Raw genomic sequence first — 10,866 nt, forward strand, 5'->3', positions numbered from 1 at the left:
TCGAAAGAGGGTGCTGGATGCGCGCTTTGGTGATGACCGCTCCGTCACGAGAATCGGACCGCACACAGGTCCAGGAGATCGGCATACCCCGTCCGGGGGCGGGAGAGGTGACCATCGACGTCGCCTACGCGGGGGTGAACTTCATCGACGTGATGGCGCGCCGCGGCGACGCGGGATACGTGCCCGCCTGGCCGTATGTGCCGGGACTCGAGGTGGCCGGCACCGTACGCGAGGTCGGCGCGGGCGTCGGCGACCTCACCGCCGGACAGCGGGTGGCCGCGTTCACTCCGGGAGGCGGCCTGGCCGAGGTCGCACTCACCCGTGCGGTGCTCACCGTACCGATCCCGGACCAGATCCCGTCGCTCACAGCGGCGGGCGCCCCCATGACGTTCTCGACCGCCTGGCTCCTGCTGAACCAGGCCGCCAGACTCGGTTCCGGCGAGAGTGTGCTCGTGCATTCGGCCGGCGGCGGTGTGGGCAGTGCTCTCGCGCAGCTGGTGCCCGCGATGAGCGGAGGGCCGCTCATCGGCACCGTCGGTCGCCCCGACAAGGTCGCCTCGGTGCGGAAGATCGGCTACGAGGCCGTGATCGCCCGTGGCGAAGGCCTGGTCGAGGCGGTACGTGCCGCCACCGGAGGGGCCGGCGTCGACGTCGTCCTGGACCCGCTGGGCACCAGCATGCTCGACGTCGATCTGGCGGTCACGGCGCCCGGCGGACGCATCGTGCTGTTCGGCAACGCCGGCGGCGGGCGGCCCGCCCCGCTTCCTGCCTTGGGCAAGCTCATCGGTGGCAACGTCGCGATCGGCGGGTTCAGCATCAGCAGCCTGCGTGCTTCGGCTCCCGAGCGTGTCGCCGCCGCCCTGCGCCGCATCCTGGACATGATCGCGAACGGTCGCCTCGACGCCGCCGTCACCAAGGTCGACTCACTCGCCGACGTGCCCGCCGTACACCAGCTACTCGCCGGCGGCCGCGGCGACGGCAAGTACGTGGCCCGAGTGACTTAGGAGGGCACGCGGCCATGACTACCGGTGCCTCGTTCGGACGGGGCCGCCGTCTTTCCGGCCGTCATCGTGATCACGGGTGTCGCCGGCCGTGATCACGATTACTGATCCTGGGCGCGCGGGCGAGACCGGCCGCACCCGCCGGGCTCACGCGTTCTCCAGCGCTGTGACCGGTCGGAAGGCGCGCCGGTACGCCGACGGTGAGGTGTGCGTCGTCCGTCCGAAGTGGTGCCGATAGGTCACCACGCTCTCGAAACCGACGGTGGCCGCGATCGTCTCCACCGGGAGGTCGGTCTTCTCCAGCAATGACAAACTGGCGTGCACCCGCTGAGTGATCAGCCACCGGATCGGGCTGCTGCCGGTGGACCGAGCGAAATGCCGCAGATAAGTGCGTGCGGACATATGGGCATGTCTCGCGAGCGATGCGACGGTGATCGGCTCGGCGAGGTGGGCCAGCGCCCACTGCATGCTCTGCGTGACCCGGTCATCCTCCTCGCCTACCACCGGCGCTTCGATGAACTGGGCCTGGCCGCCCTCCCGATGCGGGGCGATGACCAGGCGCCGGGCCACCGCGTTGGCGATGGTGGGCCCGAAGTCCTTGCGCACCAGGTGAAGGCACAGGTCCAGGCCGGCGGCACTGCCGGCGCTGGTCAACACGTCGGCGCCGTCGACGTAGAGCACGTCGGCATCGACCTCGACCAAGGGGAAGCGTTGTGCCAGCAGCCCGGCGTACTGCCAGTGTGTGGTGGCCCGGCGGCCGTCGAGCAGGCCGGCCGCCGCCAGCGCGAAAGCGCCCGAGCAGATCGAGACCACTCGAGAGCCGCGTCGCCGCGCCAGGCGCAGCGCGGCGATCACGTCCGGCGAGCAGTCGGCGTGCACGTCGCTCACCCCTGGCACGATGACGGTCTGGGCGGAGGCGAGCACGTCGAGTCCACCGTTGGCGTGGATGGTCGCGCCGCCGACGATCGGTACCGGGCCGGGGCGCTCGGAACAGATCGCCAGCTGGTACCAGTCGACGTCGAGTTCCGGGCGGGGCAACCCGAAGACCTCAGTGACGATGCCCAACTCGAAGGCGGACATCCCCTCGTAGAGCAGTACGGACACCCGGGGACCGCGAGGTGTGCGCAACGGCAGTGAGGTCATGGCGGGATCTTATCGGGCGATGGCGTTCACGCCACTGGTTCCCGTGGGCCGCCACCAGCACCATTGACCACATGAGCGCCGTCCTCTCCACCGCCCCGGCCGCGTCCGTCGACGCGGTCGCCCATTTCTCCGCCCGCCTCACCTTCGAAACCGATGTCAGTGACGTGCACGCCGACCTGCGTGCCGCGGTCGAAGGCCTGGTCGTGGTCGATTCGCGAAACGAGGAGGCCTGGAACCAAGGACACATTCCCGGCGCTGTGCACCTGCCCACCGACCAGATCGCCGGACGCGCCCCCGGGCTGATCAGGCCGGACGCGATGGTGGTCACCTACTGCTGGGGATCAGGCTGCAACGGCGCGACCCGCGCGGCCCTCGCGTTCGCCCGCCTCGGATACCGGGTCAAGGAAATGATCGGCGGCTACGAATACTGGGTACGCGAGGGCTTCACCGTACGAACCGCGACCGGCCTGCTCACCCAGCCCGCGGATCCATTGACCACACCGGTCACCGCCGCCAGCTGCGGCTGCTGACCGGCTCCCGCCCACGACCGAGGCACACTTCGATCCGTCCGATCCGGCCGGACGACCTCGCGCGGCCGGCTCTGCTGGGTGCTGTGTGCTGCTGCTGTGTGCGGCACACGCTGAGTTCGACCACGCGCCGCCGCCCCACGACCTTGCCGATCTTCTACTGCTCGATCGTCCATCCTCGGTCCACGTTCCGGAGCAGTCGACGAACCAGCCCACGCGCGTTGTGAGATTCGGCCGCTGCAAGGCTTTGAAGAGGTGCGTCCTGCCCTGGAGAAGGCATGGGAAGCGGTTGGAGATTGCGCGGGGATCTGGCCGATCGTACGCATGAAGCTGCTGCATTTGCGTCTGCGTCCCAGCTACGGCGGTCCACTTATCAGGCACGTGATGCTGATCCTCGATGATGATCGGGCGGTGCTCCGGTATCGCTACGGGCGCGTGGCCCGTTGGCGTCTTCGGCGATGGCAGGGCCGTGCTCGGTATTGACTCATGAATGGCCCGTGGAGATCAACCCGGCCGAGAAACGATCAAGGCATGGGTTGGAGATTGTTTTCCCTGACCTGGGCCTTCGCCCTTGGAGCGGGTGACGGGAATCGAACCCGCGCTGTCAGCTTGGGAAGTACATCGATCGTGGCACGTAGGGCCGCTGACCTGGGTCTCGGATCGGTCCTGAGTGACCGTGGTTGACCCCTCGTCACTCTGGCTAATGGCCCGCTAATGGCCCGGGGACCAGGTGTTCTTGGTCAATCTGAGGCGTTCCACGGCCTGGCGGGCATGAGGGCCATGGCGTGGTGAGCGAGTGTTCTGAGCTCTTCCCAGCGAGGGTGCGAGTGCAGGGCCTCCGGCGTCCAGGCCGCGGGGCCCTCGTCTGTGAGGTTGATCAACATTTGGTCGATATCGGCGAGTGTGGTACCGAGTTCCGCGGAGATCCATCCCTCGTCCCGCGATTGCCATGCGGCGGGGTAGAAGGCGTCGTAGTCGAGCGCCAGTTCATCGATGCTCGCGGGCCCGATCCATTCAAGCTGCTCGCCAGCGGTGATAGCGAGGTGTCGCACGCTCTCACGGAGCAGCAACCAGTTGCCTTTGGCCGTGTCCCGCGCACCTGAAGGAGAGTGCATGCACGCAGTTTAGTCAAGGGACAAGCACACATCCTGACCAGGGCACTCGGCATGGGAGCGGGTGACGGGAATCGAACCCGCGCTGTCAGCTTGGGAAGTCTTCAACGCACCTGGACGCTGAGCTGGGGAGATGCTGACCTGCGGGGGAGCGCCTTGGTTGCCCGTGCTTCCCCGTGAGCTCCCCTTGCTCCCTCTGCTGACGGGCACGCAACGGGCACGGCCTGAGAACCCCGTGCGGAAGCACACGCTCCTCTCGCCGGATCTTCCCGTCTGCCTCGTCCCACCCCGAAGGGGCAACAGCTCGGGGACGGAGGGTCAAGGCTGTCTTCGCGTGTACGTCAGCCGGTAGACGTTCCTCGGCCGTGGGATGCCAACGGTCACAGACGGCTTTGATCCGGAGAAGTCGAGATGTTGGGCTTGCCTGGGACGTGGCAGACGGGAAGAGCCGGCCCTACATCAGCCAACTACGGCTCCGCGATCGGCAGTCTCGATCATCCCGGAGCGGAGTCCCCCGCCGGAGGCCTCTCCTTGAAAGCTTCCCCTCTACTGTACAACGGCCTGATTCCGCCAGCGAATATGTCTTGCAAGACAGCGCAGCAGCATCTTGAGTTAGTTGTGGGTCAGCGTGGAGATATTCGCCTGATCAGACGTTGCTACAGCGAGACGCGGCCGGAGGCTCAACTAGGGAGGCACATGGACAGCACGGTATGGGTCGCAATCCTAACGGGCGCTACAGCTGTAATGGTCTGTGGGGTGACCGGTTACGGAAATGCTAGAGCGGTGAAAATTCAAGCCGAAGTCGCCGCACAAATCGCAATAACTCGCGAGAAGAGAGAAGCTCGCAAAGCTGCTTACCTGGAATTTATGATGTTGGCCGATGCTACACAAGAGCTGTATTACAGGCTCGATGACGCGCTCTTTCCGCCGTTGTCGGAAGATCCGTCGAATCATGCGGCGCATCTGCAGGAGACCCGTACGAAGCTTCGTGATGCGTACGAGCCACTGAGGCGAGGTATGCGCATGATCACTGTAGAAGGTCCAGTCACAGTGGCAATACAGGCACAGGCGGTGATGCAGGCGGCCAATCTCGCCAATCTTAAGCTCTACCATCTTGCAAGCGTGCGTCTAGATGACCAGGAGGCGCGAGCGAGCTTCAAGGAAGCTTACGACGCATATTGTCAACGCGTGGAGCTATTTACTAAAGCCGTCAGCGATAACGCGTATGTTCCCTAATGTGGAGTCATTTGGATCGCAGGCCAAGGATCGGCAGTAGCTGGTGCATGGTTGAGCGACCGTTACGACTGGGCTGGCATTCTCGGCTACAGCGTTAGGTGGTGGTGCGTCTCTGGTCGGCGGGTGAGATTTGGTGGGCGGGTGCTTGGTGCGGCGGGCGGCCCTGAGTCTCGCCGCCGTTCGGGACCGGCGCCCACGCCGCATGCCCGGACGGCAGGCGGGCGGCGGGCCGTACGGCGGCGGCGAGCGCCGCTGCCTTGATACCCATGAGAACAATTCGGCACTTGTCATGCGTCCCGAGATACCTGGGAAGTTACGTCTATCGTCACTCCGAGTGACACTCATCTGGTTGCTACCTGTAGCTCGGCCTAGAGTTCCATGATCTAGCTTCGGCTGCGGCCCTGTCCGCACAGGCACGTAGATACGCGTAGCGCCTTGCGTCTCACCATGAAAGGGCATCTCAGGAGGGCCTTTCAGGAATCCGAGGAAGGCGTTAGTATCACGACATGTCGGAACCTCAGGTGCGCAGTTCGCCGACCCAGTCTGCGCTCAGGGGGTATCCGAATCGGTATACCCACATGATGGAACAGCTTCAACTGAGCTATGTTCGGGCCATCGCCGCTTCTGCTGGATGCATCGTTTCGACACCGGACATTGATGATGGGATCGATCTGACCCTGATGCATAAAGTAGATATCCATCAGGGCGATAAAGTGGCTCGCCTCGAAGTTCAACTCAAGGCGACGTCTGAGCAAAACGAAGAGTCGAAATATGTAACAGCAACCATGCGACGAGATCGCTGGGAATACTATCGAACGCCAGATTGCACCATCAATAAGATCGTGGTCATTATGTCAATGCCTAAAAATCAAGATGAATGGACGCTTGCGGAACATACTGGACTATCTGTTAAATATTGCGCGTATTGGGTAAATCTTTATAGGGTTGAAGACTCAACTGCAGATAGACCTACCATAAGAGCATTCAAAAGCAACATCTTCAATGATCTTGCCCTTTGTGAGATGATGGAACGCATAGGGCAAGGAGGCCGGCCATGACAAACCCAGCCATCTTGACTACTGACGCCCAAACGCTCGCAGTACTCCTCCGTCATTTTGACTGGTCTCCCATCTCTAAGATTCCCGGCCTCTACGAAGTGTGGTCGACGGAAGACAAGGAGGATGAAGAGATCCTCGTTCCGCTCGACCCTAACCGGGGAGACTATGCAGCGCTGCTAACAAAAGCCAGGCGAGCCGTCTATGAGTATTACGGACGAGCCGCGCGGGATCTTTCAGCGATGCTGGAGCTGCGTGTGCGCGCATCGCTCGACTCCACTCAATGGAAGAAGGACACTCAATTAGAGGCTGGGATCATTGAGTGGGAAGCAGGGGAAAAGCTATACGAAGCGGCTCGCGCCCAATTGATTGCTTCGGCAAAGTCGGCGAGAGAGAAGCGGCGTTACCACGGAAATGCAAGCGCCCACCTCGCGAAGAGGTTCATTGAGAATAGCTTCATGGGGCAGACCGACATTGGCAGCTTCGTTATCACGGCATATACTCCTGCCAACACCCGTTTCCACTTGTCCAAGTACTCAGAAGAAATGCACCTTGTTATGCCTAGGGCCTCTGAGACGGTAACTGGCCGACAGGTTCTTGCGACATTTGAGCGTGCGCTAAAAGCTGTTCGCGATGGAATAGAATCATACAGACAAAGACCGCAAATCGAGATTTTCTTAGAAACTGTCCAAGAAGGGGTATCTTACGAATTCACCAAGGCTCTCAGTGAACTCACGAGTGACGGTGATTCAGAGATCGAGATTTTGCGTTTCTCGGATGATGCTGATCGCCAAATCGCTCAATCAATTACCTTCGAAGCTGCCGACTCACCAATCCTGACACGCGCGGCGCATGCTTTTGCACTTGACCCAGAACCGCAACACGTCACCCTAGTAGGTGAAGTTACGTTACTTAGCCGATCGGTGGCCAAGGAAGATCACGTGATAAGACTCAACATTGCGGAGGGTGCGGACGTCCGTAAGGCGCGGATTAGACTGACGGCTGAGCAATATAAGCTTGCAATGGAAGCCCATAAATTTGAGGCAAGCTTAAGAGTTCATGGACGCCTAGAAAAAGAGGGAAACCTCTACTGGCTATATGAACCGATCGAGCTTGAGATCGTACCTCCTGATGAGCACCCTGTCAGAGAGCTGTATGAAGCGCCAACTATCTTCTAGTGACGCATCATTCGAGGTTCAGTTCTCAGGGATACGATGCGGACATGTTCGACGGGTGCCACTGGTAGTTGCTCTGAGCAATCAATCGAGGAGCTCAGGGCGGCGGGTGCTAAGGCGCGACGGGCGGTCACATAACGTTCGTGAAACTCCTCGGCGAGAGCTTCGCGACGGTAGCGCTGTCGGATAACACGATCCAGATCTGCAGCGCGGTTGACGAGGTCGGTGAGGGACCTGCGGTCGATGTTGAACGCTGTCATTCCTTGCTCTACGGCAGCATCGAGATCGCCGCGTCGGGCATGAATGATGCCGAGGTCGATGTGAGCGTCAGCGACGCGCATGAGAGCGTTGGACGTGCCGTCCGGGCGGGTATGCATTTGGATGGTTTCCCGCGCGTGTTCTTCGGCGCGATCGTTGTCTTCGAGCCAGGTGTAAGCAGTAGCGGCATAGAAGATCCACTTGGCGTGGTCGAACACGAAGTGATGGTCGGGGCTGCCGGGGAGTGGAAGTTTGGCGAGGACGTCGGCTCCTCGGGTGAGGGCCTTGTCCGCTTCACGGCGGTCGCCAATTCGGGCTAAGCCGCGGGCCTCCTGCAGGGTAAGTTGGACTTGAGCGCTGGATTGGCTGGCAACGGCCTGGCCCATGCGGGCAGCGGTAACGACGTCTTCGTAGCGGCCTTCGACCAGGGCGAACCAGGCGGACATCTCGTGTGCCCATCCCATGAGTTCGCCGTGTCCTACCTGGTGGCCCATTTCGTAGGCGGCGCGGCGGGAGGTTTCGGCTTCTTCGCGTTCGCCGAGGTCGTAATGGATGCAGCCGAGTAGGGCGGTAAGCCAGCCGGTGATGACCAGGAGTTCGCGGTGCTGGGCCAGGGTTAGCCGGCCGGAGAGCAGGCGGGTTACCTGGGCGAGGCGTTTTTGGGTGCGGTCGCGCAAGGTGGCGGCGGATACGACCGGGTAGGCGCGGCAGGAGTTCGACGGCTTCGGCGAGGGCTTCGAGGGTGCCGGGGCCGACGTCGGAGGCTTGGAGCTGTTGGGCGAGTTCCATGGTGCCGTACAGGTCGGCTTCGGCGCGGAGGGCGTCAGTGTGGATGATCTGGGTCTCGATGAGGCGGCTGCCGTTGCGGCGCTTGGTGGGGGAGAAGCCCAGGTCTTCGACGGGGAGGCCGGTGGCCTGGGTGAGGGCGAGGCGGTAGGGGGAGTGGGGCCAGGAGACTTCGCCGGCCTCCCATCGCCGGATGCGTTCCTCGTCGCAGTTCAGGCCGTCTTTGATGCCGGTGGGAGTGGCGTTGATGCGCGCTGCGAGTTCGGCGCGGGTGAGCTGGGCTTTGTTGCGCCAGGCACGCAATTGAACGTTTGGGATGGTGTCTGCCATCTCCGGGCAATCCTCCCGTTCGGGGGGTCGCGGGGGGCGAAAAAGGGGACCGGGTTGGGGGTCCCGCGTTGATCGGTTCGCTGTTTGTCTTGCCGTCAGGCAACCAAGGTACGTCAGACCGCCTTCCGTCGTAGGGAGCGCGGGGCAACCAGGGAGATGGCATCGGTGACCCGGCCAGTCGAGACCAGCGACACAGTCCCCTGTTCCTTATGTCGGGGGCGTGGCAAGAAGCTGTGTGACTCCCGCCGGGACCTGTTGATTCCCGCTGAAGGCAGCGATGGCCACCCCCGCGAAGAACGCGACTGTCTCGACTGTCTCGGAACGGGACGGGTCGGAAGGGAGGTGGAAGTGAACTCGATCATCTTGAAGGCGATGGGCGGTGACATGGACCCGCCGGTTCCCGATGAGGGACGCAAGCTGCTGGCGTTGCGCGAGCACCTGACCAGGATCGGGGTATGGGTTGGGATGCGCGACAACCTCGGCGCGCTGATGGTTCATCACCCCAACAACAATCTCCCGGTTTGGGTATTCGTCGGATACGGCCGGCGCGTACTACTCCTGGCAGTCTGCCGAGAAGAGGCATCCGGTCAACGACGTGGTCGGGGCAGCGCGAGAGCTGGCCGACTACCTCTCTGCCGGTGCCCATCTAGTACTGATCTCAGCTAGAGCCAGCGGGGTGAGACAGGCACTCTTCCCAGAGTTCGGGAACGGTATGGGGCCCTCGAGCACGCGGACCGCGTTGATCTATCTGCATGCGGAGAGCGAGCGGGACCAGGCCATCGCGGACAGCATGGGGAAGCTCGTCGCCGAGGCGTGCCCGAACGAAGATCACGTCGCATCGGGCACGTAATGGGCACGGAAGATCGAAGAGGCGCTAGAAAAAAATCAAGGCCCGGGTTGGGAATGGATCCCTGACCTGGGCCTTAGCGTGTGGAGCGGGTGACGGGAATCGAACCCGCGCTGTCAGCTTGGGAAGCTGATGTTCTGCCATTGAACTACACCCGCGTCGGTCGGCCATGGCTGACGACGGATCTACTGTAGCGGAACTTGGCGGCCGGTATCTCCCCTAGACGGGGCGCAAGTTGGCAGTGGGGCGGTGGGGGCGTGATCGAGGAGGGGGATGGGTGAGGTTGGGGTGCCGCCGATGGCTATGGGTGGGAAGTCGGGGTGAGGGGAGGCGGGGTGGGTGGGTGGAAGTTGGGTGGGGGTGGGGGGTGCGTTGGTAGGTTGCTGGGGTGCTGCTATCCGATCGTGACCTGCGTGCTGAGATCGAGTTGGGGCGGGTGAAGATCGATCCGTTCGATGAGGCGATGATTCAGCCGTCGAGTGTCGATGTGCGGCTGGATCGGTATTTCAGGGTGTTCGAGAATCATCGGTATCCGCACATCGATCCGGCGATCGAGCAGCCTGAGCTGACCCGGCTGGTCGAGCCCGATGGGGACGAGCCGTTCATCCTGCATCCGGGGGAGTTCGCGCTGGCCTCGACGTATGAGGTGATCGGGCTGCCTGACGACATCGCGAGCCGGCTGGAGGGGAAGTCGAGCCTGGGGCGGCTCGGGTTACTGACCCACTCGACGGCCGGGTTCATCGACCCGGGTTTCGAGGGGCACGTCACCCTGGAGCTTTCGAACGTCGCCACGCTGCCGATCAAGTTGTGGCCGGGCATGAAGATCGGGCAGCTGTGCATGTTCCGGCTGAGCTCGCCGGCCGAGCATCCGTACGGGAGCTCGAAGTACGGCTCGCGGTATCAGGGGCAGCGCGGCCCCACGCCCAGCCGCTCCTTCCTCAACTTCCACCGGACGCAGATTTGATCAGGAGCAGGCCCCATCAACGCAGACTTGATCGGACGCAGGCCCCATCAACGCAGGCTTGATTGGGCGCAGGTTGATCTCTACTCGCGCTGGCCGGCTCTGCGCGGGTGTCTCTGCTGCATACCTCTGCTTGATTGATGGTTTGGGCGGCTGATCTCCGCGTTCGCTCGGTGTGGGTTGTCGCGGCCCCGCGTGGCCAGGTTCGCGGGGCAGGTCGTCGCGTCTGGTCTGCCACGTCCCGCGGGCCCACGGCTCAGGTTCGTGTGTCTGGTCTTCGGGTTCGCGCTTGTCCTGGGTGAGGTGTGTTTCCGTGGCGGTCGGGGACAGCGAGACGACCCGCGCGGGGCGGGCCGCGACGGTGACGGGGCCGTTGCCCGCTTGGACGGTGACCGGGAAGCCGGCGGCCTGGGAGGACGCGGCGGGGGTGGGCGT

General features: G+C 63.0%; 11 protein-coding genes and 1 tRNA gene. 7 read left to right on the plus strand and 5 right to left on the minus strand.

Annotated features, from left to right (window positions below; all coding sequences use genetic code 11):
- Positions 1-107: 107 nt before the first annotated feature.
- Positions 108-1,004 (plus strand): quinone oxidoreductase family protein, encoded by an 897-nt coding sequence (locus tag NYZ98_RS25590; protein ID WP_262845758.1) that lies wholly within the window; start codon positions 108-110, stop codon positions 1,002-1,004.
- A gap of 144 nt (positions 1,005-1,148) precedes the next feature.
- Here the strand turns inward: NYZ98_RS25590 and NYZ98_RS25595 are convergent, their stop codons facing one another.
- On the minus strand, positions 1,149-2,144 hold the full coding sequence (locus tag NYZ98_RS25595) for a helix-turn-helix domain-containing protein (RefSeq protein WP_262845761.1): 996 nt from the start codon (positions 2,142-2,144) through the stop codon (positions 1,149-1,151).
- Positions 2,145-2,215: 71 nt separating this feature from the next.
- Between NYZ98_RS25595 and NYZ98_RS25600 the strand changes: the two genes are divergently transcribed.
- Positions 2,216-2,674: a rhodanese-like domain-containing protein gene (locus NYZ98_RS25600; protein ID WP_262845763.1), complete on the plus strand. Its 459-nt coding sequence runs from the start codon at positions 2,216-2,218 to the stop codon at positions 2,672-2,674.
- 737 nt (positions 2,675-3,411) lie between these two features.
- Here NYZ98_RS25600 and NYZ98_RS25605 read toward each other — a convergent pair.
- A complete protein-coding gene (locus NYZ98_RS25605; RefSeq protein WP_262845764.1) occupies positions 3,412-3,786 on the minus strand; it encodes a hypothetical protein in 375 nt (124 codons plus the stop codon).
- A gap of 693 nt (positions 3,787-4,479) precedes the next feature.
- Here NYZ98_RS25605 and NYZ98_RS25610 point away from each other — a divergent pair.
- Positions 4,480-5,019 carry a hypothetical protein gene (locus tag NYZ98_RS25610; protein WP_262845765.1) on the plus strand — a complete coding sequence of 180 codons (540 nt, stop codon included), beginning with the start codon at positions 4,480-4,482 and terminating at the stop codon, positions 5,017-5,019.
- 94 nt (positions 5,020-5,113) lie between these two features.
- Here the strand turns inward: NYZ98_RS25610 and NYZ98_RS25615 are convergent, their stop codons facing one another.
- Entirely contained in the window at positions 5,114-5,287 is a 174-nt protein-coding gene (locus NYZ98_RS25615) for a hypothetical protein (RefSeq protein ID WP_262845766.1), read from the minus strand.
- 238 nt (positions 5,288-5,525) lie between these two features.
- Here NYZ98_RS25615 and NYZ98_RS25620 point away from each other — a divergent pair, with 238 nt between their 5' ends.
- On the plus strand, positions 5,526-6,077 hold the full coding sequence (locus tag NYZ98_RS25620; protein WP_262845767.1) for a DUF4365 domain-containing protein: 552 nt from the start codon (positions 5,526-5,528) through the stop codon (positions 6,075-6,077).
- Positions 6,074-7,252: a hypothetical protein gene (locus tag NYZ98_RS25625; protein WP_262845769.1), complete on the plus strand. Its 1,179-nt coding sequence runs from the start codon at positions 6,074-6,076 to the stop codon at positions 7,250-7,252. Before NYZ98_RS25620 ends, NYZ98_RS25625 begins: the two co-directional genes overlap by 4 nt.
- Here NYZ98_RS25625 and NYZ98_RS25630 read toward each other — a convergent pair.
- Positions 7,249-8,184: a hypothetical protein gene (locus NYZ98_RS25630; protein WP_262845772.1), complete on the minus strand. Its 936-nt coding sequence runs from the start codon at positions 8,182-8,184 to the stop codon at positions 7,249-7,251. The two genes, NYZ98_RS25625 and NYZ98_RS25630, sit on opposite strands and share 4 nt — an antisense overlap.
- Positions 8,185-8,272: 88 nt before the next feature.
- Between NYZ98_RS25630 and NYZ98_RS25635 the strand changes: the two genes are divergently transcribed.
- Complete coding sequence (locus NYZ98_RS25635; protein WP_262845774.1) at positions 8,273-8,695, plus strand: hypothetical protein; 423 nt, start codon at positions 8,273-8,275, stop codon at positions 8,693-8,695.
- Positions 8,696-9,554: 859 nt separating this feature from the next.
- Here NYZ98_RS25635 and NYZ98_RS25640 read toward each other — a convergent pair.
- Positions 9,555-9,628, minus strand: a tRNA-Gly gene (locus tag NYZ98_RS25640).
- Between the two features lie 230 nt (positions 9,629-9,858).
- On the opposite strand from NYZ98_RS25640, the gene dcd reads away from it, so the two are divergent.
- The gene (gene dcd / locus NYZ98_RS25645) at positions 9,859-10,434 is read left to right on the plus strand and encodes a dCTP deaminase (protein ID WP_262845776.1); all 576 of its coding nucleotides are present in this window, start codon (positions 9,859-9,861) and stop codon (positions 10,432-10,434) included.
- The last annotated feature ends 432 nt before the right edge of the window (positions 10,435-10,866 follow it).

Origin of the sequence: Sphaerisporangium corydalis (assembly GCF_025506355.1) — a bacterium.
In the GTDB taxonomy this organism is placed as follows: Bacteria; Actinomycetota; Actinomycetes; order Streptosporangiales; family Streptosporangiaceae; genus Sphaerisporangium; species Sphaerisporangium corydalis.

Coding starts and splice junctions, on each gene's coding strand:
- NYZ98_RS25600 (WP_262845763.1), top strand. CDS start 2,216: ATGAGCGCCGTCCTCTCCACCGCCCCGGCCGCGTCCGTCGACGCGGTC.
- NYZ98_RS25615 (WP_262845766.1), bottom strand. CDS start 5,287: ATGGGTATCAAGGCAGCGGCGCTCGCCGCCGCCGTACGGCCCGCCGCC.
- NYZ98_RS25620 (WP_262845767.1), top strand. CDS start 5,526: ATGTCGGAACCTCAGGTGCGCAGTTCGCCGACCCAGTCTGCGCTCAGG.
- NYZ98_RS25625 (WP_262845769.1), top strand. CDS start 6,074: ATGACAAACCCAGCCATCTTGACTACTGACGCCCAAACGCTCGCAGTA.
- NYZ98_RS25595 (WP_262845761.1), bottom strand. CDS start 2,144: ATGACCTCACTGCCGTTGCGCACACCTCGCGGTCCCCGGGTGTCCGTA.
- NYZ98_RS25610 (WP_262845765.1), top strand. CDS start 4,480: ATGGACAGCACGGTATGGGTCGCAATCCTAACGGGCGCTACAGCTGTA.
- NYZ98_RS25605 (WP_262845764.1), bottom strand. CDS start 3,786: ATGCACTCTCCTTCAGGTGCGCGGGACACGGCCAAAGGCAACTGGTTG.